The sequence below is a fragment of the Pseudomonas sp. JUb52 genome, from assembly GCF_004341115.1.
GTDB lineage: Bacteria > Pseudomonadota > Gammaproteobacteria > Pseudomonadales > Pseudomonadaceae > Chryseomonas > Chryseomonas oryzihabitans.
This window is the reverse complement of the sequence record NZ_SLYS01000009.1, coordinates 1-21,505: the sequence shown is the minus strand read 5'-3', so window position 1 is coordinate 21,505 and position 21,505 is coordinate 1. Positions and strand designations below refer to the sequence as shown.

26 protein-coding genes are annotated in these 21,505 nt (G+C 61.2%); 24 read left to right on the top strand and 2 right to left on the bottom strand.

Annotated features, from left to right (window positions below; genetic code table 11):
• Positions 1-2: 2 nt before the first annotated feature.
• The 9 genes from pilO2 to pilM all read left to right on the top strand — a co-directional run bounded on the left by pilO2 (position 3) and on the right by pilM (position 8,345).
• Positions 3-1,337: a type 4b pilus protein PilO2 gene (gene pilO2 / locus EC839_RS15655; RefSeq protein ID WP_132832756.1), complete on the top strand. Its 1,335-nt coding sequence runs from the start codon at positions 3-5 to the stop codon at positions 1,335-1,337.
• A complete protein-coding gene (gene pilP / locus EC839_RS15650) occupies positions 1,327-1,977 on the top strand; it encodes a type IV pilus biogenesis protein PilP (RefSeq protein ID WP_132832755.1) in 651 nt (216 codons plus the stop codon). The genes pilO2 and pilP overlap by 11 nt, the downstream gene beginning before the upstream one ends.
• Positions 1,978-1,987: 10 nt before the next feature.
• The gene (locus EC839_RS15645; protein ID WP_165904674.1) at positions 1,988-3,601 is read left to right on the top strand and encodes a GspE/PulE family protein; all 1,614 of its coding nucleotides are present in this window, start codon (positions 1,988-1,990) and stop codon (positions 3,599-3,601) included.
• A complete protein-coding gene (locus tag EC839_RS15640) occupies positions 3,594-4,682 on the top strand; it encodes a type II secretion system F family protein (protein WP_132832754.1) in 1,089 nt (362 codons plus the stop codon). The genes EC839_RS15645 and EC839_RS15640 overlap by 8 nt, the downstream gene beginning before the upstream one ends.
• A gap of 154 nt (positions 4,683-4,836) precedes the next feature.
• Positions 4,837-5,304, top strand: coding sequence for a type 4 pilus major pilin (locus EC839_RS15635; protein WP_177416753.1), 468 nt, complete (start codon positions 4,837-4,839; stop codon positions 5,302-5,304).
• Between the two features lie 6 nt (positions 5,305-5,310).
• A complete protein-coding gene (locus EC839_RS15630) occupies positions 5,311-6,246 on the top strand; it encodes an ATPase, T2SS/T4P/T4SS family (protein ID WP_132832753.1) in 936 nt (311 codons plus the stop codon).
• Positions 6,243-7,676, top strand: a complete 1,434-nt coding sequence (gene pilV, locus EC839_RS15625) for a shufflon system plasmid conjugative transfer pilus tip adhesin PilV (RefSeq protein WP_132832752.1) — start codon at positions 6,243-6,245, stop codon at positions 7,674-7,676. Before EC839_RS15630 ends, pilV begins: the two co-directional genes overlap by 4 nt.
• Positions 7,677-7,685: 9 nt before the next feature.
• Positions 7,686-7,904: a hypothetical protein gene (locus tag EC839_RS15620; RefSeq protein WP_093257760.1), complete on the top strand. Its 219-nt coding sequence runs from the start codon at positions 7,686-7,688 to the stop codon at positions 7,902-7,904.
• Between the two features lie 3 nt (positions 7,905-7,907).
• A complete protein-coding gene (gene pilM, locus EC839_RS15615) occupies positions 7,908-8,345 on the top strand; it encodes a type IV pilus biogenesis protein PilM (protein ID WP_132832751.1) in 438 nt (145 codons plus the stop codon).
• On the opposite strand, the gene EC839_RS24585 is transcribed toward pilM, so the two are convergent.
• Positions 8,342-8,470, bottom strand: coding sequence for a hypothetical protein (locus tag EC839_RS24585; protein WP_256681076.1), 129 nt, complete (start codon positions 8,468-8,470; stop codon positions 8,342-8,344). The genes pilM and EC839_RS24585 overlap by 4 nt on opposite strands.
• Before the next feature lie 236 nt (positions 8,471-8,706).
• On the opposite strand from EC839_RS24585, the gene EC839_RS15610 reads away from it, so the two are divergent.
• Both EC839_RS15610 and EC839_RS15605 read left to right on the top strand, forming a co-directional pair.
• Positions 8,707-9,624, top strand: coding sequence for a glycosyltransferase (locus EC839_RS15610; protein WP_132832750.1), 918 nt, complete (start codon positions 8,707-8,709; stop codon positions 9,622-9,624).
• Between the two features lie 4 nt (positions 9,625-9,628).
• On the top strand, positions 9,629-10,504 hold the full coding sequence (locus EC839_RS15605; protein WP_132832749.1) for a glycosyltransferase: 876 nt from the start codon (positions 9,629-9,631) through the stop codon (positions 10,502-10,504).
• A gap of 14 nt (positions 10,505-10,518) precedes the next feature.
• Here EC839_RS15605 and EC839_RS15600 read toward each other — a convergent pair whose 3' ends face one another.
• Positions 10,519-11,337 carry a 6-hydroxymethylpterin diphosphokinase MptE-like protein gene (locus EC839_RS15600; protein ID WP_256681075.1) on the bottom strand — a complete coding sequence of 273 codons (819 nt, stop codon included), beginning with the start codon at positions 11,335-11,337 and terminating at the stop codon, positions 10,519-10,521.
• Between the two features lie 286 nt (positions 11,338-11,623).
• Here EC839_RS15600 and EC839_RS15595 point away from each other — a divergent pair, with 286 nt between their 5' ends.
• The 13 genes from EC839_RS15595 to EC839_RS15545 all read left to right on the top strand — a co-directional run bounded on the left by EC839_RS15595 (position 11,624) and on the right by EC839_RS15545 (position 21,442).
• Positions 11,624-13,648, top strand: coding sequence for a DNA topoisomerase III (locus EC839_RS15595; RefSeq protein ID WP_132832748.1), 2,025 nt, complete (start codon positions 11,624-11,626; stop codon positions 13,646-13,648).
• 994 nt (positions 13,649-14,642) lie between these two features.
• Positions 14,643-15,062 (top strand): hypothetical protein, encoded by a 420-nt coding sequence (locus EC839_RS24335; protein ID WP_177416744.1) that lies wholly within the window; start codon positions 14,643-14,645, stop codon positions 15,060-15,062.
• A 257-nt stretch (positions 15,063-15,319) separates the two neighbouring features.
• Entirely contained in the window at positions 15,320-15,445 is a 126-nt protein-coding gene (locus EC839_RS24580) for a hypothetical protein (protein WP_255211781.1), read from the top strand.
• A gap of 300 nt (positions 15,446-15,745) precedes the next feature.
• Positions 15,746-15,985 (top strand): hypothetical protein, encoded by a 240-nt coding sequence (locus EC839_RS15585; RefSeq protein WP_044340832.1) that lies wholly within the window; start codon positions 15,746-15,748, stop codon positions 15,983-15,985.
• 103 nt (positions 15,986-16,088) lie between these two features.
• On the top strand, positions 16,089-16,559 hold the full coding sequence (locus EC839_RS15580) for an STY4534 family ICE replication protein (RefSeq protein ID WP_058788560.1): 471 nt from the start codon (positions 16,089-16,091) through the stop codon (positions 16,557-16,559).
• 141 nt (positions 16,560-16,700) lie between these two features.
• Positions 16,701-16,868 (top strand): hypothetical protein, encoded by a 168-nt coding sequence (locus EC839_RS24180; RefSeq protein WP_165904673.1) that lies wholly within the window; start codon positions 16,701-16,703, stop codon positions 16,866-16,868.
• Between the two features lie 51 nt (positions 16,869-16,919).
• On the top strand, positions 16,920-17,168 hold the full coding sequence (locus tag EC839_RS15575) for a hypothetical protein (RefSeq protein WP_132832747.1): 249 nt from the start codon (positions 16,920-16,922) through the stop codon (positions 17,166-17,168).
• 72 nt (positions 17,169-17,240) lie between these two features.
• Complete coding sequence (locus tag EC839_RS15570) at positions 17,241-17,624, top strand: hypothetical protein (RefSeq protein ID WP_132832746.1); 384 nt, start codon at positions 17,241-17,243, stop codon at positions 17,622-17,624.
• A 287-nt stretch (positions 17,625-17,911) separates the two neighbouring features.
• Positions 17,912-18,343, top strand: a complete 432-nt coding sequence (locus EC839_RS15565; protein WP_132832745.1) for a hypothetical protein — start codon at positions 17,912-17,914, stop codon at positions 18,341-18,343.
• 64 nt (positions 18,344-18,407) lie between these two features.
• Complete coding sequence (locus EC839_RS15560; protein WP_132832744.1) at positions 18,408-18,962, top strand: hypothetical protein; 555 nt, start codon at positions 18,408-18,410, stop codon at positions 18,960-18,962.
• Positions 18,963-19,047: 85 nt separating this feature from the next.
• Positions 19,048-19,752 (top strand): ABC transporter substrate-binding protein, encoded by a 705-nt coding sequence (locus EC839_RS15555; RefSeq protein ID WP_132832743.1) that lies wholly within the window; start codon positions 19,048-19,050, stop codon positions 19,750-19,752.
• A 134-nt stretch (positions 19,753-19,886) separates the two neighbouring features.
• Positions 19,887-20,183: a hypothetical protein gene (locus tag EC839_RS15550; RefSeq protein WP_132832742.1), complete on the top strand. Its 297-nt coding sequence runs from the start codon at positions 19,887-19,889 to the stop codon at positions 20,181-20,183.
• 731 nt (positions 20,184-20,914) lie between these two features.
• Positions 20,915-21,442 carry a DUF3275 family protein gene (locus EC839_RS15545; protein ID WP_132832741.1) on the top strand — a complete coding sequence of 176 codons (528 nt, stop codon included), beginning with the start codon at positions 20,915-20,917 and terminating at the stop codon, positions 21,440-21,442.
• Positions 21,443-21,505: the final 63 nt, after the last annotated feature.

Here is a 21,505-nt window from a genome sequence, read left to right as displayed (position 1 = left end):
GCATGGCCATTGTCAGCACATCACCGGTCGCCCCGGCGCAGACTGCCCAGATCCTGAGCTACCACGGCAAGAGCTTTGTCTCTGGTCTGCAATGGCATCCGTTGGGCAGTCTGACCGGCTACATGAAGGAAGCCCGGGAATACGGCCGCCTGCACAAGATGGACATCGTCGCCATCCGGCGCACGCCCAATGTCATCCAGGCCGGCTTCGTCGCGCGCAGCGCCGGGGCCATGAAGGGGATGTACTCGTTGGCCGCAGCGCTGGCCGGGCAGCTAGGTCAATCCTGGCTGGCGGCCTGGCAGGTGCCAGGTGATGAGCCTCGTTATGCTCTGGTAGCTGTGATCGACGGCGCCGTCATACCCGGTTATGACCTGGTGGGCTCGGCCACCGAGATTCAGCGCAAGGTCGCCCAGCTTGAAAGCCGCGCCCTGACCTTTGATGAGACCTACCTGCCGACTGAGTTCGGCCAGGGCGGCAAGCCGCTCGACATCGAAGAGCTGTTGCAGCCTGGCAATTTGAAGCGCGACTACGCCCTCAAGCCGCTTGCTTTCGGGATGAGCAAAGGCGAGTGGATCCGCGTAGGGGTCCTCGCACTCATCGTGGTGGCAGGGGTTATCGGCTACAGCCAGTGGGAGGCGCATAAGCGCGAGCAAAGGCGACTCGCCGCCGTCGCGGCCGAGGCCGCGCGTCAGGCCGAACTGCAAGCGATCAACGAGCGCTCCAAGGAGCAACAGACCATTCAGGCCCTGGAGCACCCGTGGGCGAAGCGTCCGGGCGTGTCGGACTTTCTCCTGACCTGCAACGGCGCCATCGATAGGCTTCCGCTGTCCATCGCCGGCTGGCTGTTCACCTCGGCACAATGCGATGGTGTGCTGCTGTCGACCAATTACAAGCGCGACGGCAACAGCACGGCTTCAGCGTTTGTCGCGGCTACGCGTGGTCACTTCGCTGATGAGCCGGCCTTCTTCGACGAAGGCAATGGCGCAGCCCTCAAGCTGACCTTCGAGCCCCCGTTGGCGGGCGATGATGAGCTGCTGCAGGCCACACCCGCCCTGGCAGACCTGACCTCTTGGCTGCATGGCCAAGGCCTGGCACCGACCATCAAGGAAGTCCCCGTGGTCATTCCGGCGCCTCAGGCCATGCCTGGCCAGCCGGCGCCACCGGCCCCGCCGCCCCCGGACTTCAAGCACTTCGAGCTGACCTTCAACACTGCGCTGCCGCCGGACATCGTCCTCAAGGACGTACCCCACCAAGGCCTGCGGCTGCGCGAGATCAAGACCCTTCTGCAGAGCGATCAGCTGGCCTGGTCGGTGACCGGTGACCTCTATGTCAAATGACCTTTCCATCGCCGTGATCGGCGCCCTGATGCTGACACTGGCCGTCCCTGTCTGGGCCGACACCGCCAAATCGGGTGATCCGGACGGCATCACCGTTGGCGAGCTCTCCCGGGTACAGAGCGAAACCATCCTCTACAAAGCCCAGGGCGAGCGCGCCAAGGCATTGCGCGAGCTCAACGATGGCGGCACTCAAGCCAAGGCGACGCCCCAGCCCAGCTACCTGCCACAGCCTGTCACGATGCCCAGCAGCGCAATGAGCGGAAACGTTGAACATGCTGGCACGGTAGACCAGTTGCCCGTGGTCAAGCTGATCTATGGATCAGGCAAGGCCCTGCGCGCGACGTTGCTCTACACCGGCGGGTTCGAGATCGATGCCTCCTTGGCATCGACCGATCTGCCTGGTGGGTATCGCGTGGCCAGCCTATCCCTCGACAGCGTCGTGCTCAGCCGCGGCGGCAAACGCTATCCGCTGGGGTTCTCTAACCGCGCGCCCAGCTATCCAGTAACCACTGTCGCGGCGGGTCAGGCTTCTGTGTTGCCAGTGACCGTCACACCGATGAATCCGGTAGCGCCGGTGCCGGTGCCCGCTCCAGCTCCCATTGCCCTCCCGGGCTCCGCGCCTACCGCCATTCAACCCTGAGGTGACCTTGATGAGTTCGAGTAATCACGTTGCGTCCGCTGCGCACGAGCCGGAAGGTGACCCCAAGGCTATTGGCCAACGGTTGGCGGGGGAGCTGGTAAACGAGTTACTTCCGCTCCAGCCACGCCGCGTCCTCACTGCCGAAGGCGCCCAGTGGGGCTCGGTGAAGCCGGAATTGCGTCAACTCCTGGCGCTGGTGGAAGGCATACGCCCTACCGATCATGCTCAGCTGCTCGTATCGGGTCAGCATCTGCGCGATCCTTTCGTCATGGCCTTCATGGGTGAGCTGGATCGTGCGGATTTGGACTACCGCGTGGTGCCCAGCACCCTGAGCGAGATCCAGGCGCTGTACCAGGTCGATACGACCCGCAGCACCAGTACCAGTGGCCTCGACAGTACCTCTCGCCAGCAGGAAGTCATCCGTCTCCTTGGCGAAGCTCACAGCCGTGGCGCGTCGGACGTGCACTTCGTTGTCGGCCGCGAGATCACGCACATCCTCTTTCGCATCCATGGACTGCTGACCGAGTACGGGCAGATCCAGAGCCGCATGGGCCGCGAACTCTGCTCGGCGCTGTACAACTCCATGTGCGACGTGGCCGAGGAGCACTATCAACCGGAGATCAGCCAGGACGCCCGAGTCAAGCACGCCTTCGTGGCTCAGCTCGGCCTCTTCGGCGCACGGGTTGCCTCTCGGCCGTTGGTAGAAGGGCCTCTCATGGTCTTGCGACTGCTCTATGACGAGAAAGCCAAGCAGTCCCTGGATGAGCTGGGCTTTCTGGCCGACCAGATCGCGCTGCTCAATCGTCTGCGCGGACTTCCGTACGGCGTCATCCTCATCACCGGTCCGACCGGGTCCGGTAAATCGAAGACCCTGCAGGTCACCCTCAATCAACTGCACAGCGAGACCGACGGCACCCGCCATATTCTGTCCGTCGAAGATCCGCCTGAGTATCCCATCAAGGCCAACCAGTCGCCGCTGGGTCATGCCGAAACCTGGGACGGCGCCATCACCAACACCATGCGCCTGGATCCAGACATCCTCATGTATGGGGAGGTGCGTGACCTGGCCACCGCTCAGGCGGCGTTTCGCGGCGGCATGACCGGTCACCTGGTCTTCTCGACCCTGCACACCAACAACGCGGTGGCGAGCCTGCAGCGGCTCATCGACATGGGCGCCGACCCGAGCCTGGTGACAGACCCTGCGCTCATGTCGGGCCTCATCAACCAGTCGCTGTTGCCGGTGTTGTGCACGCATTGCGCCCAGCCGCTTGCTTCTCAACGCGACCAGCTGAACCCGGCCCTCATCGAGCGACTGGAACGGGTCATGGATACCACGAAGGTCAGGCTGCAGGGTCCTGGCTGTGCGCATTGCCGCAACATGGGCGTCTCCTCGCGCACCGTCGTCGCCGAGGTGCTGATCCCCAACCATCGCTTCATGCAGATCTTCCGCGACCAAGGCGCTAGCGCGGCGAAAAGCTACTGGGTCAGGGACATGGGCGGGATCACCAAGATCCAGCACACCATTGGCAAGGTCGCTGCTGGGCTGATCGACCCCCGGATGGCCGAGACCATCATCGGGCCCCTGGACCTTGAGCTTTTCGTCCTGGAGCAGCCCAATGCTTAGCCGGATTCTGGACAGTTGTACGAGCTTTGCCGATGCCTGGTACGCCAAGCAATTCGGTAGCAAGGAGCGCATCCAGTTCTACGAGAGCCTCTGCGCGCTCCTGGAGAACGGCGTCGGCATCGACGATGCTCTGGAAGAGCTACGCGGAATCTTCAGCGATGGCGGCAAAAAGCGGCGGGACCCGACCGCCTTGGCCACCGCTGGCATCAGTCAATCTGTGAGAAACGGCAAGTCCCTGGGCGATGCCTGTCAGCGTTGGATGCCCTACCAAGAGACCGCAATCATCGCCGCTGGCGAACGTTCGGGCGCCTTGGTTCAGGCCTTCCTGGATTGCGTGCAGATGATCGAGGCCCGCGGTCGGATCTTGTCTCTGATCCTGTCCGTGACCGTCTACCCCATCATGCTCTGGGCAATGATGGCCTATCTGCTCCACGTCATCGCCTCGCGCATGGTCCCGGCCATGACCCGGGTCTCCAATCCCGAAGGCTGGACCGGCATCCCCTACCTGCTCTACCAGGTCTCCAGCTACGTCAACAACTGGGGCCTGCTGACCCTGATCGTCGTGCTAAGCACCATCGTGCTGGCCATGGGGTCGCTGCCCTACCTGACCGGACCGCTGCGCGTCAGGCTCGATCGCATGCCGCCTTGGTCGATCTACAAGGCCCTCCACGGCTCCACCTTCCTGCTCAACATCTCGGTGATGCTCAAGGCCAACATCAATCAGATCGAGGCCTTGCAGTCCCTGCAGCGCGGCGCCACGCCCTGGCTGCGTGAGCGACTGATCGCGGCTATCTACGGCGTCAATCAGGGCAAGAACTTCGGCGAGGCCCTGCGTCTGGCAGGGCACGAGTTTCCCGATAAGACCGCCGTCCAGTTTCTCTGCGTGCTGGCGACCCGCAAGGGCTTCTCCGAAGCCATCCACCGGTTCAGCAATCGCTGGATCGAGCAGACGCTCAAGCAGGTGGAGCGCTACACCAAGGCCTTCCTCACTTTCTCGACCATCGCCATGGGGCTCTTGATGCTCCTGGTCGTCAGCGGCGCCTTCAGCCTGCAGAACAACGTCGCCAGCCTCTCCCACTAGACCTACCACCCAAGGAACCGCCATGAGCCAACTCTGCAACAGCCCCACTCCCTCCCCGGTGACCCTCGACGTTGATACGTCGCACTACGCGGCAGAACCCACGCCCTTTCGTCTGCCGCCGCGACACCGGCAGCGTGGCGTCTTCAGCCTGGAAATGATGTTCGTGCTGATCATCGCCGTCGTCGCCCTGGGCTATATCATCTACAACGGCGGCAGCCTCATGGGCTCCCAGGATGTGACCAACGAGCAGTCCAACATCGGCACCCTCATCGCCAACACCCGAAAGCTCAAGGCCAGTAGCGGCTACGGGACGTCCGGCACCAGCCTCGTCTCGCAGCTGGTGGCCAGCAAGGGCCTGCCCAACATGAGCGTCAATGGCAGCAACCTGTACAACGCCTGGGGTGGGTCAGTCACCGTGGTATCGAGCGGCATGACCTTCACCGTCACCGAAAACGCGCTGCCTCAGGATGCCTGCGTCACCCTGGCCACCAAGATCAGCCGCGGCACCAAGGTCACCACCGCCATCAACGGCGGCACCGCGGTCACCGGCGAAGTGGATCCGGGCACCGCTACCAGCGGCTGCAGCAAGGACGCCAATGTCGTGGCCTGGACGGTCTACTGAGTCCGCATGAGCCTGATTACGCAAGCCAATTTCGTCGACCTCTTCCTCGGCCCGGACTTCTCGGACGTGAAGGGTCTCGACGGCTCCGGTAGCCGGCGGGAATCCGCGCCGGCGGCCTGGAGCACTGAGCTGCAGGCGCTGCGCGAGCAGTGCCAGGCAAAGTCGATTGAGTTCGGCGATCCGGAATTCTCGCTGGTCCAGGACGGTATCGTCCTGCGGGTGACGCAGATCAAGGATGCCTTCTCGGAAGACGTCTTCATCATCCGCAAATCCAATGCCCAGATCCGCCCCTTCCACATGCTGGGGTTTCCCGAATCACTGGCCACCGCCATGCTCAGTGACCAGGTGCGCGGACTGGTGATCTTTTGCGGCGAGATGGGTACCGGCAAGACCAGCAGCGCCGCCTCGCTGATCGCCGCACGCTTGCAGGCCTGCGGCGGCACGGCGCTGGCCATTGAGGATCCGGCTGAGACGAACCTCAACGGTCTGCATGGCGAGGGGCGCTGCATCCAGATGCAGGTGTCCCGCCGCACGGGTGGCTATGAGGAGGCGCTACTGCGCGCCTTGCGCACCGGCGCCGACATGATCCTCATCGGCGAGATCCGCGACATCCCTACCGCTGTTCAAGCGGTACGCGCCGCCATCAATGGCGTCTTCGTCGCCACCACCTTCCATGCCGGCAACCCCACCCAGGCGCTGGAGCGGGTGCTGGCTCTAGCCAGCAATGAGATCAAGAACGCTCGCGAGATCCTGGCTCAGGGTCTGGTAGCGGTGGTGGCTCAGACGCTGGAAACCCGCAATGACCGCCGCATCCTCAAGGTGCGCAGCCTTCTGGTCACCGGCGAAGACGGACCCAGCATCCGCGAGAAGATTCGGGCGGGGCACATCGCGCAGCTGGACCAGGACATCGACAACCAACTCAAACGAGACCTCTGGGGATGACTACCTCACTCAGCAAAGCATCACAGCGGGGCTTCATCGCCCTGGATATGCTCTTTGGCCTGATCGTCTTCGCTGCCGTGATGACCGGTACCGCGGTCCTGGTGGCCAATCAGATGGACTCTCAGAATTATCGGATCGCGGCTGACCAGCAAAAGCAGGTTGCCGACGCCGCGGCCAAGTACCTGAAAGACAACTTCGCCACGGTTTACGCGGCGGCCGGCACCACAACGCCGGCACAGATCACCCCAGCGATGCTGCGCAACACCAAGTACCTCCCCGCTGGTTTCACCGACGCCAACGCCTTTGGCCAGACCTTCGTTGTGCTGGCCAGGCGCGTGGCGACCAACCAACTTGAGTCCATCGTGCTCACCACCGGTGGTCAGGCCATTGATGAAATGGGCACCCGCGAGATCGCCGAGAATCTCGGCGCCCCGGGCGGCTTCGTGCCGGTGGCGAACACCGGCATTATCCAGGGCGTGCGCGGAGGCTGGTCGCTGACCCTGAGCAACTACGGCGTGAACCCGGGTGCGGGCCACACCGCCAGTGCCCTGTTCCTGCAGGACGGCACCCTGGCCAACGACTATCTCTACCGCAATGCTATCGCCGGAAAGCCCGAGCTGAATCGAATGAACACTGCCCTGAACATGGGCGGCAACGACCTGAACAATGCGGCTAACATCACAGCCTCCGGTACCGCCAGCATCAGCGGCGATGTGAACGCTGGCCGCAACGTCAACGCGACGGGCAACGTGAACCTCAACGGCACGCTCACGGCCGGCGGCGACCTGCGGGCCGGCTCGATGTACCTGCAGGGCAATGCGTCCATGAACGGCAGTGCCAACGTCGGAGGCAATGTCGCCGTCACGGGCGACACGACCACCGGCTCGATGTATGCGCGGGGCAACGTCCAGGGCGTCACCGCCAGCATGTCGGGGGAGACCTATACCACGGGTTGGTTCAGAACCCGTGGGGATACCGGCTGGTACAGCGAGAAGTGGGGCGGCGGCTGGCACATGACGGATAGCGACTGGGTGCGTACCTATGCGGGCAAGAACGTCTACACGTCCGGCCAGATGCGCGGTAATAGCCTCTTCTCTGATGGCAGGACGTATGTCGGTGAGTACATCCAGTTGATTGGCTCGGCCAACGAAAACTGGGGTTGTAGCCCTAACGGCCTGGTCAGCCGCGACGGCGCTGGTGCCCTGCTGTCCTGCCAGAGCGGTCTTTGGAAACGCCAGGCCAGCAAGACGCCTACCTGCCACGCCTACACCATCCCGGGTTACGACCCGAATGACGTAACGACCTACGCCTGTCCCGTCGGCACCAAGGTGGGCTGGGACACCGGCGGCAGTAGGCAGCGCTGGGCGTCTACACCCAATATCGCCATCGGCGAAAATGACTATGCCACCATCTTCTGCTGTGAATTCTGAGGCAGCCGCATGTACGACATTCCTACCCTGCTAGCACTGCGACTTCTGGCCAGCGTCGCACGCGTCCAGCAGCAGACGCTGGAAACCATGGCCCTCGATGAGCCTGCGACCCATCAGGCTCGTGAGCTGCTACACCAGGTCGACGCCTTGCTTGAGGAGATGATCGATTCGGAGCAGCTTGAAACTCTGGCGCAAGAGCAAAAGCGCCTGAGTCGGAAGGAGGGCTAGGCCATGCCCATGCTGTGGGTCATCCTGGTGGTGATGCTCGCCGGAGCCGGGCTGCTCAGCGAGCAGCTGCAGCGCAGCGACAACCGTCGTCAGGAGGTCGACGTCTCCGCGCTTGCCCATAATCTGCTGATCTATCGGAACGCCCTGGCCGAGTACGCCTACAACAACCCGGGCCTCTCGGGCGCGCCGGCGGATTCCGCGCTGACCTTGCCCACCTGGTGGGTGCACGCGGCAGGGGTGAGCGGCTATGTGCAGGCCGGATCCAGCTACGCCTACTACGCAGCGCCCCCCAATGGCCTGGTGACGACGCTGGCCGAACTCACCGAATCCGCCGCGGTGGGCTACGCCACGAACGGGCAACTCGTGAGCCCCTCGTCTGGTGCCACCGGAATCGCCCTCCCAGCAGTCGTCCCTGCCGGCGCAGCCGTGGCCTATCGCTAGACGAACAGTTCGGCAAGCAGGGCAACGCCGCCGGCCAGAACGGCGCCGGCGGTCAATGTCAGAGCCATCATCAGGCCACTGGCGGTCACGGCGATCATGTCGGTCGGATGGTCTTCGGTGTCCATGCTGAGATCCTTGATAGGAGATCATTGTGGATCGGTTGGGTAGCACGAAAATTCAGGCAGCCGTCCAACGGCATAGACCAATGGAAGGTTTCGAGGTGTGACTGGCAGGACTGGATCAAGGCAGAGAGGCGACCGGTGAAGCTTCAGAACAGGTAGGTCCAAAAAATGACGTTTGGGTCGCGTGCTGTCCATCGCGCGAAGTACAATTTCAAGGCGTCAAGAATGGACCTTTCGCCATGCAAGCTCTCCCCCTCCCGCGCACGTCACCGGATGATGATGCCCTGAGGCATCTCCCGCTGATCTCCGTGATCGTGCCCTGCTTCAATGCCGGCCCCTACCTCGAGGAAGGCCTGGCCAGCATCTATGCCCAGGACTACCCGCGCTTCGAAGTCATCGTCGTTGACGATGGATCAACCGACGACAGTGTGCAGCGCCTGGTCGCGCTGCAGGAGCGTTTTGACTTCGAGCTGGTGACTCAGCCCAATGCCGGCGTCAGCGCAGCATTAAATACCGGACTCGCCCATGCCCGAGGCAAGTACATCGCCACACCGGATCTGGACGACGTGATGCTGCCGCAATCCTTGCGGATCCGCGCGGCCTACCTGGAAGAGCATCCCGAGACGCCTTGTGTGGGCGCTTTGGTCAGTTTCATGGACAGCAACGGCAACTGGCTCAAGGACCAGCACGCCGGAGCGGTGCAACTGCTGGACTTCGATGAAGCCCTACGAACAACCCGGGTGGTCGGTGCCCCGGTTGCGCTCTATCGCAAGGCGATACTCGACCAGGTCGGCGGCTACGATCCGGCGATTCGCGTCCAGGACTTCCAGATGACGCTCAAAGTCGCAGCACTGGGGCAGCCAATCGCGATTTTGCCCGTGATGGTCACGCGCTATCGACGCCACGCGGGGAATCTCTCCCGCCGATACCGGCTGCTGCTTGAGGCGGATCTGCTAGCCATCGCGCCCTATCAGGATCACCCTGGCTATCGGCAAGGGCACACGTCAGTCGTCAACAAGGCGCTTAAATACGCCGTGCGGCACGACAAGCTCGAAGCGCTGCGCATGCTGCGGCTAATCCCATTACGCGCTATGGACCGTACTACTCTGCACCGGGTACGACGTCTGCTTACGCCCTACCGGCCTTCCAGGAAGTAGCGCCATGATCTCCATCGTCATTTGCTCGGTGAAGCCTGAGCTGCTCGACGCGGTTACGCGCAACATCGAAGCCACGATCGGCGTGCCCCACCAGCTGATCGCCATCGACAACCGGCAAGCTAATCGTGGGTTATGCGCCGTCTACAACGAAGGCGCCCAGCGGGCTCGGCACGACATCGTCTGCTTCATGCATGAGGACCTGGAGTTCTTGGAGGTGAACTGGGGCCTCAGGGTGGTCGACCACTTCCAGGAAGACGGCCAGCTGGGTGCGATCGGCGTTGCCGGAGCCCGCTTCAAAAGTCGTGGCCCCTCGGGCTGGATGGCCGCCGGCAAGTCCGAGACGAACTGCATGCGTCTGTACCAGCGGCATCGTGACGGTACGGACAACCTCTTTCACCTTCGCCCTGCAGGCGATGAGCGCCCACGTCAGCCGGTTTGCACGCTTGATGGTGTATGGATCTGCGCGCGTCGCGAAGTGGCCCTCGAACTGCCCTTCAACGAAGCCCTGCCCCCGTTCCATTTCTATGACATTGACTTCGCCCTGCGGGTCAGCAGGCGCTATGAGGTGGCGGTGGTCTACGACGTCGGGCTGCGCCACTTCTCAGAGGGCCATTTCGATGCGCGCTGGATGCGGGCCGCGCTCGACTACCAGGCACTACGCGAGGAGGTGGTGGCCCGTGTGGCAATGGGCGCCGATGACCTCTCGGTGCCTTTGCTAGAACAACGCGGCGCACGCTTCTGGATGAAGTTCTTGCGCAAGGTGAAGGCGCCGTGGCGCCTGCGGTGGGAGTGGGTACAGGCTAGCGGCGCGCTGGCCTACCCTAAGCTGTGGTGGCTTGCGGTCAAGTTTCTCTGCTACTACCCGTTGAAATTCCGCTAGGCCAGTCGGACTTCTTACGAAGCAAGTGCTCGGCGGGGACGGTTTAGCTCACGCTGTACCTGGTGCGGACACGCCCGCGGAAAGACGTCCTCGGGAATCAAGCTCTGCTGGGAGAGGTTGATGATACGTCGACCTTCCGCTGCCAGCACGCCAGCGGCCAGCTCCATCGCCGGCAGGATCCGCGTCTGCAGGTGCTGATCCAGGCCGCATGGCGCTGTTTGACCAGGTGCCGTCTCATAGAACCGCGACGCCTGGACGTTGAGATCCACTCCAGCCAGATAGATCTCGTCAAAGCCCAGGTGATAAGCCAGCTGCAGGCAGATGTACGCAACCGTGCGGACGTCGAAAACGCCGTAGTCCATGTCCTTGCTGAAGCCAATGTCCCGCGCCCGCTTGCTGAATGGCGAGACCAGCCGTACGGCCTGGCCTTGGTCACGGCCGAAATAGTCACGAAAGCTCGCTCGGGGCGCCTTGCGCAGCGCGTAGGCCTTGCCGGTGTATCGACTGGACAGCCGCTCGATGTCCTCGGGCCACAGGGCCAGACGCTGCGCTTGCTCGACCGCAGCCTCATATAGGGCAGGTTGCTGCTCCTGGAAGCTGCGATCACTGCAAACGTAGTACAGCGGCCGGACGGATGCCTCGAGGAGCTTGGTGACCGCGCCGTTCATGGTGATGATCGGCACGCCAGCCCAGCGGCGAATGTCGAGCTCGGCGGATGAAGGCCCGGACGCCAAGATCAGGACGGCGCCCCGATGGGCATTTTTTTGCGACGAGAAAGCGCTTCCCACGTGGACAATCTCCATAGGCGGGCCAGACAACTTGACCTTGGCCAAGCGCGAATAGGGTTCGTTAGAAAGAGCTTGTTGTTATCGAAAGCGAGGGGGCTGTTGCAGAAGACCAACTCGGAAAGCAGGAAAAACTGGCAGCTGGTGTCCGCTAAACGTTGACCCAGGCCGCTATGGTCCCAAACCAAGCCCTTGGGCGACAATGATCGTTAGCGGGACAACTATTTCCTAGCTGTAACCATATCTGGACCAGATTCGGTTAAGCGCTGCCCTGGAATGCCGCACCTGGCACCGTTCGCCCTGTAGGCCAGACGGCCATCGACAGGGGAATCCCATGCGTTTGTTTTTGTGCGAGAAGCCCAGCCAGGGTAAGGACATTGCCCGGGTGCTCGGCGCCACTGGGCGCGGTGAAGGCTGCATTCGCGGCCAAGGCGTGGTCGTCACCTGGGGGATTGGCCACCTCCTCGAGCAGGCGCCGCCCGAGGCCTACGATCCGCAGCTGAAAGCCTGGTCGCTGGAAGCGCTGCCGATTCTGCCGGCGAACTGGAAGGTCGAGGTCAAGCCCAAGACCGGCAGCCAGTTCAAGGTGGTTAAGGCACTGCTCAAGGAAGCGACCGAACTGGTCATCGCCACCGACGCCGATCGCGAGGGCGAGATGATCGCCCGCGAACTGCTGGAGCACTGCGGCTATCGCGGACCCGTCCAGCGGCTGTGGCTATCAGCGCTCAACGACGCCTCGATCCGGCAGGCCCTGGCAAGTCTCAAGCCCGGGGCCGAAACCTTCTCCATGTATCACTCGGCACTCGCGCGTTCCCGGGCGGACTGGCTGATCGGCATGAACTTCACCCGGCTGTTCACCCTCCTCGGCCGGCAGGCCGGCTACAGCGGGGTGCTGTCGGTAGGACGGGTGCAGACGCCAACGCTGCGCCTGGTGGTCGACCGCGATCGGGAGATCGCCCACTTCGTCCCGGTGCCGTTCTGGAGCTTGGACGTGCCGCTGACCGCCAACGGCCAGACCTTCACCGCGCAGTGGCGACCTGCCCGCGACATCACCGATGACGAGGGGCGCTGCCTGGACCAACGCCATGCCCAGGCTGCGCAGGCGCGCCTCACTGCGGGATCTACCGCCATTGCGGTGTCGGTCGACACCGAGCGGGTCAAGGAGGTGGCGCCCCTGCCCTTCGATCTGGGCACGCTGCAGGAGATCTGCTCGAAGAAGCTCGGCCTCGGAGCTCAGGAGACCCTGAACGTGGCACAGGCACTGTATGAGACACACAAGGCGACGACCTATCCCCGGACCGACTGCGGCTACCTGCCCACCAGCATGCTACCGGAGGTGCCTGCCGTGCTCGAGGCGATCCGGCGCACAGACCCGTCCATTGCCCCGGTGCTGGCCAGCATCGATCCAGCGCAGCGCTCGCGGGCCTGGAACGACGCCAAGATCACCGCGCACCACGGCATCATCCCGACCCTGGAGCCCGCCAACCTAACGGCCATGAGCGACAAGGAACGTGCGGTCTATAGCCTGATCCGCGCGCACTACCTCGCCCAGTTCATGCCCCACCACGAGTTCGACCGGACAGTGGCCGATTTCGACTGCAACCAGGTGGCGTTGCGGGCGGTGGGCAAGCGCATCGTCGTGCCTGGCTGGAAGACGTTGTTCCAGGCCGCGCCTGCCGCTGAGGATGATGAGGACAGCAAGGAGAAGGACCGCTCGCAGATCCTGCCGCCGCTGCAGAACGCCTCCCGCGCCCAGGTGCAGCAGGCTCAGCTCAAGGCGCAGCAGACGCAACCACCCAAGCCCTACACCGAAGGCGATCTCATCAAGGCGATGAAGACCGTGGCCAAGCTGGTGACCGACCCACGCCTGGCCGCCAAGCTCAAGGAAACCACCGGCATCGGCACCGAGGCCACCCGGGCCAGCATCATCCAGGGGCTGATCGATCGTCAGTTCCTGCTTAAGAAGGGCAAGGCAGTGCGAGCATCCGACGCCGGCGTCTCGCTGATCGCCGCAGTGCCGCCGGCAGTGGCCGACCCGGGTACTACAGCTATCTGGGAGCAGGCCCTGGACATGATCGAGGCCGGCACCATGCAGCTGGACGACTTCATCGCCAAGCAGGGCGCCTGGATCGGCAAGCTGGTCGCCCAGTACCGCCAGACCACGCTCGACATCAAGGTCCCGGAAGGTCCCTCCTGCCCACTCTGCCAGGGCAAGATGGCGCAGCGAAAGGGTAAGAGCGGCGACTTCTGGTCCTGCCTGCGCTACCCCGACTGCAAGGGCCTGGTGAACATCGAAACGTCCAAAGGAAAAGGCAAGGGCGGCCCAGGAAAAGCCAAGCGCAGCGGCGCTTCGGCGTAGGCCCCAGGGCCGGCGGGAGCTTTCTTGCCTTTGTCACGGTCACAGCCCCATAATGCAAGCGTTCCACCCCGCTCGCGCGCTGGCGGTCATCAGCGGCAACCCCGGAGTTTCTCGACCTGGTCCTGAAGCTCCACCCCCAAGAGCACGCTAAGCATCGGGTAGGGCGTGTAGATCTTTGCGTGATGCTCTCCCTGTGTCTCCCTGCTCCGCAGCTGACACGCAGCCGTCTAACTTCGTGATAAGCGGGTTTACAGGCACATAGGGCTCACAGAAGGTTCGGTGCATACTGTACTTCGGGCCGACCTGGTGTGTTGGCCCACACTGTTCCTCCCCTTCAGCTGCATTCGAAGGGTAGCCTGGTCCTCTCGGCATCGCCTGGTGGACGAGGCTACCCCTCGGGTAGCCCTCCTCTCTGCCGGTGCCCGCCGGCGCAAAAATGGGATCCCTTTGTGCGCGGATGCGTGCCTTGCGATTACTGGCCCTAGCCACGATAACGGGTCGGGTGAATGCGACGATCATCAGGACGGTAGGTCAATGCCCAGGGACCACCAGTGCCGGTGCTCACGCTCACAGGTGGCATCTTTCTCTTGAGCTCCACTAGCCTCACCCTCGCCGAGGCGCCTTGCTGCTAGACCCAGCGTTGCGCCTGGCGCGCTTCTCCTGCTTCCCCCCTCGCTCGACCGCCGCTTCCGCTCCCGCCTTGCTCTGCCCTCCTTCCGCTTGACAGCCCTATCCGCCGCCTCCGATGATTGCCCCATGTTCCGCTGACGTCGTCAGCAACATGCCCAGGCAGCTCTGGATCTCAAGACTGCAACGTGGCCATCCACGTCGATCCGCACCCATAGTTCGCCAAGCTTCCGGAGGCGCGAACGGTTGACCGGTTCTACCGGTTGATGGAGGCACCTCACACATCTGCTCTACCTACCCAGCGGGGACACACTCCCCCGCCCGGGATCAGTGTTTCTCCGCATTACTCACCTGCAGGAGAAACACCATGACCACCCCTACCCTGAGCTATCGCTTTGGCGAATCCGTCGGTACTGCCCTGCGTGAAGTCATTCGCTCCGTGCGTAATGCCCAAGTCCAGGCACGTGCTGCGCGTCCATCCATAGCACCGGCTGAACGTCGTGTTGTCGAGTTTCCGCAACCGATCGTATCGGCTGCAGTGCTCGAGGAGATGGATCACGTCCCGGCGTTCGTTCGCCGCAACGCGATCGACCTCAACACCTGGTTCAAGCAAAACACCCAGGAAGCCCAGCCTGAAAAGCCCAAGCGTGAGCGCAAGCCGCGCAAACCCAAGGCTGCCGCCTCTGCCACTGAGCCCGTCCAATCGCCAGCGCCCCGCGCGCTGCGTCCGGGCTCATTGGACCAGCTGATCGCCCCGTTCGACCCTGAGGTCGCGCTGGCCAGCTGATTCACACCTTACCCACCCTGTCGGGAAACCTCCCGTCAGGGCGGTTTTCCTGACTTCACCCCCTTGATCAAGGAAAACCATGACCTCAAAGAAATTGGCTGCGGCCGCTGAAGACCTTCGCAAGATCGGCACTACCTCGGTAGCCGCTGGTCTAGTGGGTGTCTTCCTGAGCGATCATCGGCTGCTAACGGCTTACGCCATAGCGGCAGGTGTTATAATCTGGCTCGTAGGCATCTACTTCACCTCGGAGGAATGACATGAGTCAGACCGCCTTTGGGATCACCATGTTGTCAGTGCTGCTGGTCGTCTGTGTTGGTACGCCTGTCTGGCTAGACTGGCCCAATGTCAAACACAAGGCATTGAAGCTGATCCGCTCGCATTGATGCACCGCGCTACCAAAGCCCTCCTCCGGAGGGCTTTTTCATTTCAGGGGTATTGACAAGCGGTACGGCCCTGAACATTCTGAGGGTGTATGCCGCTGACGTTGTCAGCAACATGCCCCTGGCAGTCTCGGATCTCACGACTGCAATGCGTCCCAAGCGCATTGATCCAAACCCAAGTTCGCTAAGCATTCGGTAGCGCGAACGATTGACCGGCACCCCCGGTCGATGAATGCACCTTCCACCCACCCTCGACGGGACTACCCGTCAGGGCCGGTCTCCGTCACAACCTGGAGACCTCCAATGAAAAGCAGCTTTGCGTTGTACCAGGCGTTGATTGCGATCAATGTCCCGGATGACAAAGCCACTGCTGTTATCGATGCTCTGGAGTCCGATATGCAAAATCAGCTCGCTACCAAGGCTGACTTAGCAGACATCAAGGCTGAGCTCGCTCAGCTGGAACTCAAGCTCACCATCCGCATGGGCGTCATGCTTTCTGCTGCTGTCGGCATCCTGCTGGCCGCGATGAAATTCATGCACTGACCTGGCACCACCCTTTCTGGCTACACCCACCCACGCGGGGAATACTCTTCCCCTCCCGGGCAAGGTGTTCTCCGTTTTCACCTATTGAAACTGGAGATACACCATGAGCAACCAAGCCAACGAAAGCCAATACTTCGACCTGCACACCACCGGTATCGGTTACCTCAACCGCATCCGCGAAGTGAAACCCAAAGGCAGAGGCGCTAAGCCGTTTTTGGCCGTCACCGTAGCAGCCCTGTGCGGCAGCAAAGAAGCGGTGGAATACCGCTACATCGACTGCAATGTCGTCGGCGCTGAAGCTGAAAAGCTGGTTCGTCGTTGCATTGAAGCCGTCAACGCTGAGAAGAAGGTCCTCGTGTCCTTCCGCATCGGTGATTGCTGGGCTGATCCCTTCACCTACTCTTCCGGACCGAAGCAGGGACAACACGGCGCAAGCCTGAAAGGTCGCCTCCTGTACATCGGCTGGATAAAAGTAGAAGGTGAGTTCGTCTACGAAGCCAAACCGCGCGACGCAGCCCCGGCTGAGCAGCAAGGTACGGATCAAGGGGATGACAGCGACCAATCGGCCGCTTGATTCACCCAGTTCTTCCAGGCGCCCACCGGGCGCCCCTGCTCTACCTAGGCTTTGCCACCTTTCTCTTCGCACACCCATCCGGGGGCACCATCCCCGGACCGGGGCATGGTGATCTCCATTAGCTGAATTTTGGAGCCCATCATGCAAGTCATCGCCACCATCAAGTCCGAGCTGCCCGCCCTGCCCATCGTTGCCGAAGTCTCCTATGACGACGTCACCGAAGAGCTGCTGAGCAGCGACCTGTTCTGCGACAACGCCTGGTTTCTGTTCGAGATGAACGCCACCAGCGCTGACCGCGTCCAGGCCTGACTGACCACACTCTATAGGCGCCCTCGGGCGCCTTTGTCTTTTGGAGGCCTCATGGCTACCGATACCCCTGCAGGCTTCGGCCGGCTCGCCTTCGAATCCGAAGGCAAACACTTTCCCCTCCAGGTACTGCGCAGCAACGCGGGCTACTACATCGGCACTGTCGATGAGGATGGCTTTCCGCTGAGTCGCGAGTCGAAGGAGTACTTCCGCAAGCAAGCCGAGGCTGACCAAGCCCTGGCACAAGGCACCTGGACTCAGCACCGTTTGTCGTCGCTCGTTCCTGCCTTGCTTGGCTTCTAACCCGCTTCGTCTACCCTTGAGGGAGTCATCATCCCGCAAGGGCATGATGACTCTCGGAACGTTGGAGGCATCATGGATCTGATTATTCAACACTTCGAAGGCCAGGCATTCGTCAGCAACCCGTACGTACCTGGCACATCCCTTCGCCAAGACCTCTTCGAGCGACAATTCACCATCCTTCTGCATGGGTCGATGGAGCTGCCTGAAGACTCAGGTCGCGGCACCTTCCACATCGATGGGTACGTCCAGCTCGGCCATTGCGGCCTGCTCGATGACATCCTACCCATCGCCCTGGACGCCGTCCGACAAGACCGCTATCCGACACCTGCAGCAGCGCTTACCTTCTGCCCGAAACGGATCTCCGTTTCCGATCGCCATGGCCACCTGGTCATGGCGGGTAAGGTGGATCGTGGGATCCGCCGCATCGATTGGATCGACCCCTGCCGCACGGCCTAGGAAGAGAAGGTGGTGCTAGCTCAGATCCAGCTCTTGCGCTCGCGCTCTGCGTTCCAACACGGCTGGGATAACTTCAGCACGTCTCGCCTACTGGATACTGATGCCGACCTGCTCAAGGGCCGCTTGGTCCACAAACTATGGCGACCGCACGTGAGTGCATTGTTGAACGCCTGATCTCAACTCCTCCCATCCGGGGCTTGCCCCGGGTGGGGTATGGCTCCGACACACCTTGGTATTTGCCAGCTAGCTATCGATTGCTATGCTGCGCCTTCAACAGGATGTGAACCATGCCATATAACATTGTAATTTCAGGATGCGTCGAATGTGCCGTCGTCAGCCTTGAGGCTGCCGGTCAGGCACTCACTTTCTACAGAGCGCTAGGCCACAAACCCCGACTGTTCTACTCGATGTCTTTCGACAACCTCGGTGATGAGATTGATGACGCGGGCAAGACCTTGCGCGAGTACACGTCGATGAACGCGGCGGAGTTTGCCGAGTACCTCAAGAGGTTCCGCCAGGTCCGATACGCTCGCGATCACGATCTCGACTGCCCGACCGTATCAGCGTCGCTTTTCAACGTGTTCGGGACCTACAAAGGCCGCGAACGCGTGATAGCTGAGCTTCACTACCAGGATGGATCAGAGCAACCCTCTGACATTCGCGTACATACCCATTTGCTCCGTGTCATCCAGGGCCTCATGGCGCTCGAAGACCTGTAGCAACACCTGACTACTACCCAGAGGGGCTGACCCTCTGGGCAGCTCTTCGTCCGAGGAGCTGCACATGAACAACGATTCGACTTCTGCCATTCACGCCATCACCGAACACTCCGGGCTGGTAGCCGTGCTGGCCGACCTGCAGCGCCAAGGTTGGCGCGCGACTGAGCTTTGGGATGGCGAGGCCTGGGGGCCTATACCCACCATTTGGTCTGCTGACGAGGTAGCCGAACACGCAGCGGAAACTGATCTGGCCAGGGTGCGCTTCCTATCGGAAAGCCACGCCGGCCAGGAAGGCATGATGCTGCTGGTCTGGGGCAACAGTCCCATTGAGCTGATCGCCGACATGACCATGACCCACGGCTTCGCAGAGGCCGTCGAACGGGCCCAGCGTACTGTCTGGCCACACTACCCTGACGATGAAGCTGCCATCCGCTGGGCCTGCCCGAAATGCGGATCAACCGATGTCTCGGCAGAAGGTGGCATCGAGCCTCCGCAGCCTCCCACTGGTGCGATCGATGATGATGAATCATCCCTCGACGATACTTGTGAGATCATCTGTAACACCTGCCAGCACCAGGACAGCGCGATGTTCTTTGCTGTCGACCTAGACCAGCTGTAACCCGCGCTCAAACGAGCTCTACCACTATCACACCACCCAGGGGGCCGACCCTCTGGGCGGCTCCTCGTCCTGAGGAGAAACGCTCATGGCAACATCCAACCCCTTCATTCGTGGCTACCAAGATCTGCACATCCGCCGCGACTTGCTCATCACCAACGATAGCAACTATCAGCCCATCTACCGACAGCTGGCCGCGGACCAGAAAGACCTGCCTGACGATCAATTGGCAGGCCACTACTGCGTGTTCGGTGACACCCATGCATTGGTAATCGAACCGGAAGAGATCTCCGAGGAGCAAGACGCTCTTTACCCCACGGATGGCCAGGTGCGTGCGGTCGTCTACGCAGTTCGTGCGAGTGAAAACGGCGAGGAGCTTCACCTCGGCGACACTGAGTCATTAGCGCGGGCCGAAGGCCTGCTCAAGCGCATCGAGTTCGAGACGGGTTTCTACAGCCGATCCTTCGAGATCACCTCTTCCCATTTGCCCGATGACGAGTGGGACGAGCTGCAGGACCTGGTGCAGCACGCCGATACCCAACAGCTGATGTTCGAGTGCTTCACCCTGCCGGACAGCGATGCTGTCGGCTTCAAGCTGCACGGTACGCCCTGGACGGACGAGCACCTGAACAATCTGGAAGGGTTCGGATTATCGGCACTGCAGGCCAAGCAACACGAAGAAGGCTTCATGCCGGAGACCATACGGGTGCTCGGCCTTGCAGGCCAGGCCGACGTTAGGATCCTAATCCTTGATCCCAATGGCTGCCTGCTCAAGGGCCTGCCCGTTTTCTGAAACACCCCGCTTAATCGGACGCTTTAGTGCGTCTGATTAAGCATACTTGCCACTCCCAGGCCAATCTGATCTAGACTACCTTTGCACCACCACTACTGATCTCAACACAGAATACAAACGCAAGGATCTTACAAATGCAAGCAGCCGACTTCTCCAAAGCCATTCAAGTCGCCGGGGCTAAACTTAACGAATTCGTACCAGCAGCCACCAACCCTGAAGTTGAAGAGGCCATATTATCGAGAGACAACAAACTTTACGAAATCACCTTTAGTTATGACGTCCCACCCAAGCAGAACCTACCGGGGAGTTTGGGAGAGAAAAATTTGGCTTACATAACTGCCCTCATGCGCCAGCGTCGCGAATACAAAGTATTTCTAGTCGACGCCGAGACCCTAACCTTCAAGGGCTTTAGGAAATACACGGAGAAGTAGCCTTGAAGAAGCTTGACCTAATCATAGATACCAATCTCTTGCTATTACTAGTGATTGGCTTCTTAGATAACGGAAACTTTATCAAAAAGTCTAAAAGGTTGAACGAGTATGATGAGTTTGATTACCACGCAACCCTTACCGTCATGCAGGATAACCACATTCATATCACTCCTTACATCGCCACAGAAGTCTCGAACCTAATCGATCTCTCTGGTGAAGCCCAAACACGTGCATTCGAATTTTCTCGAATACTATTTTCCGAATTTACCGAAATAAAAACCGACTTAAATGAAGACGTCAAGTCTGAATTTTTTCCATACTACGGACTAACCGACTCGTCACTAATAAGCCTTGTATCAAACTACAACATATTGACTCACGACAGACGGTTAACACCCATCCTATACCACTGCAAAGGAGAAAACGTCATTGATTTCGAAGTTCTGAGAGTAGCGACTAGGACATAAAACCTAATTTAGTTATACATCCCCATTGACTAGACGTCCGTTAGGTTTCAAGATTTGGCCTACATGCCGCTGACGTTGTCAGCCATGCCCAGGTGGTCAGGATCTCAAGACCACGGCGCCCCGCGCTGATCCAACCCCAAGCTTGCCAAGCATCCGGTAGCGCAAGCGGTCGGCTCCGCCGATGGATGCACCTCTCACCGTTTTCTCCCACAGGGTACCCATCCCCTGTCGGGCATGGCGTGCCCCCTATTCACGAGGACCGCCATGATCAAGATCCCCGGCCATCTGGCCATCCGCACCATCCAGGGACGCAACGGCGCCTTCAACGTCGGCCGGCTCTCTACCTCTATCGGCGAATTCGTCATCAAGGACGCTGTGCTCGAGCAACACGTTGAGGGTAAGTACCGCGGCGAGTTCGTCATCACCGAGATCCGTGCATCGTCCTACAGCTCCGGCGGCCGCCTGGTCATCGAGATTCGCGCGCGCCTGGACAGCATGGTGCTGGAGGACATCGATGCCCTGACGGCCTACGACAACGCGCAGATCGATGCGCAGTCGCCGGATCCGCTCGATGAAGAGCAACCTGTCGCGGTACCGCCGCCAAAGGCTCGACCACAACCCGCTCGCCCCGCCAGGCCTGCCAGTGCTCCAGCGGCACCTGCAGACGACAACGCACCCTTTGGGATGCCGGTATCACCAGCAGCTGCTCCGGTATCGCCTGCGCCTGACGTCGATGAGGCTGACCAGGAGCTCTTTGGCACGGGTTCTACCCCATTTCCACGGACGGTTTGAAAAGGGCTGAAAACTTCAGAGCTTGCCGGGCGACTCTACGGCGCATTCGTGGGTTATGAAACC

What these genes read in the sequence shown, in the direction of transcription:
- EC839_RS15580 (WP_058788560.1), top strand. Translation starts at nt 16,089, where the DNA reads ATGAGCAACCAAGCCAACGAAAGCCAATACTTCGACCTGCACACCACC.
- pilP (WP_132832755.1), top strand. Translation starts at nt 1,327, where the DNA reads ATGTCAAATGACCTTTCCATCGCCGTGATCGGCGCCCTGATGCTGACA.
- EC839_RS24335 (WP_177416744.1), top strand. Translation starts at nt 14,643, where the DNA reads ATGACCACCCCTACCCTGAGCTATCGCTTTGGCGAATCCGTCGGTACT.
- EC839_RS15585 (WP_044340832.1), top strand. Translation starts at nt 15,746, where the DNA reads ATGAAAAGCAGCTTTGCGTTGTACCAGGCGTTGATTGCGATCAATGTC.
- EC839_RS15560 (WP_132832744.1), top strand. Translation starts at nt 18,408, where the DNA reads ATGAACAACGATTCGACTTCTGCCATTCACGCCATCACCGAACACTCC.
- pilV (WP_132832752.1), top strand. Translation starts at nt 6,243, where the DNA reads ATGACTACCTCACTCAGCAAAGCATCACAGCGGGGCTTCATCGCCCTG.
- EC839_RS15605 (WP_132832749.1), top strand. Translation starts at nt 9,629, where the DNA reads ATGATCTCCATCGTCATTTGCTCGGTGAAGCCTGAGCTGCTCGACGCG.
- EC839_RS15545 (WP_132832741.1), top strand. Translation starts at nt 20,915, where the DNA reads ATGATCAAGATCCCCGGCCATCTGGCCATCCGCACCATCCAGGGACGC.
- EC839_RS15555 (WP_132832743.1), top strand. Translation starts at nt 19,048, where the DNA reads ATGGCAACATCCAACCCCTTCATTCGTGGCTACCAAGATCTGCACATC.
- EC839_RS24585 (WP_256681076.1), bottom strand. Translation starts at nt 8,470, where the DNA reads ATGGACACCGAAGACCATCCGACCGACATGATCGCCGTGACCGCCAGT.
- EC839_RS15570 (WP_132832746.1), top strand. Translation starts at nt 17,241, where the DNA reads ATGGATCTGATTATTCAACACTTCGAAGGCCAGGCATTCGTCAGCAAC.
- EC839_RS15610 (WP_132832750.1), top strand. Translation starts at nt 8,707, where the DNA reads ATGCAAGCTCTCCCCCTCCCGCGCACGTCACCGGATGATGATGCCCTG.
- EC839_RS15630 (WP_132832753.1), top strand. Translation starts at nt 5,311, where the DNA reads ATGAGCCTGATTACGCAAGCCAATTTCGTCGACCTCTTCCTCGGCCCG.
- EC839_RS15565 (WP_132832745.1), top strand. Translation starts at nt 17,912, where the DNA reads ATGCCATATAACATTGTAATTTCAGGATGCGTCGAATGTGCCGTCGTC.
- EC839_RS15575 (WP_132832747.1), top strand. Translation starts at nt 16,920, where the DNA reads ATGGCTACCGATACCCCTGCAGGCTTCGGCCGGCTCGCCTTCGAATCC.
- EC839_RS15640 (WP_132832754.1), top strand. Translation starts at nt 3,594, where the DNA reads ATGCTTAGCCGGATTCTGGACAGTTGTACGAGCTTTGCCGATGCCTGG.
- EC839_RS24180 (WP_165904673.1), top strand. Translation starts at nt 16,701, where the DNA reads ATGCAAGTCATCGCCACCATCAAGTCCGAGCTGCCCGCCCTGCCCATC.
- pilO2 (WP_132832756.1), top strand. Translation starts at nt 3, where the DNA reads ATGGCCATTGTCAGCACATCACCGGTCGCCCCGGCGCAGACTGCCCAG.
- EC839_RS15595 (WP_132832748.1), top strand. Translation starts at nt 11,624, where the DNA reads ATGCGTTTGTTTTTGTGCGAGAAGCCCAGCCAGGGTAAGGACATTGCC.
- EC839_RS15645 (WP_165904674.1), top strand. Translation starts at nt 1,988, where the DNA reads ATGAGTTCGAGTAATCACGTTGCGTCCGCTGCGCACGAGCCGGAAGGT.
- EC839_RS15635 (WP_177416753.1), top strand. Translation starts at nt 4,837, where the DNA reads ATGATGTTCGTGCTGATCATCGCCGTCGTCGCCCTGGGCTATATCATC.
- pilM (WP_132832751.1), top strand. Translation starts at nt 7,908, where the DNA reads ATGCCCATGCTGTGGGTCATCCTGGTGGTGATGCTCGCCGGAGCCGGG.
- EC839_RS24580 (WP_255211781.1), top strand. Translation starts at nt 15,320, where the DNA reads ATGAGTCAGACCGCCTTTGGGATCACCATGTTGTCAGTGCTGCTGGTC.
- EC839_RS15550 (WP_132832742.1), top strand. Translation starts at nt 19,887, where the DNA reads ATGCAAGCAGCCGACTTCTCCAAAGCCATTCAAGTCGCCGGGGCTAAA.
- EC839_RS15620 (WP_093257760.1), top strand. Translation starts at nt 7,686, where the DNA reads ATGTACGACATTCCTACCCTGCTAGCACTGCGACTTCTGGCCAGCGTC.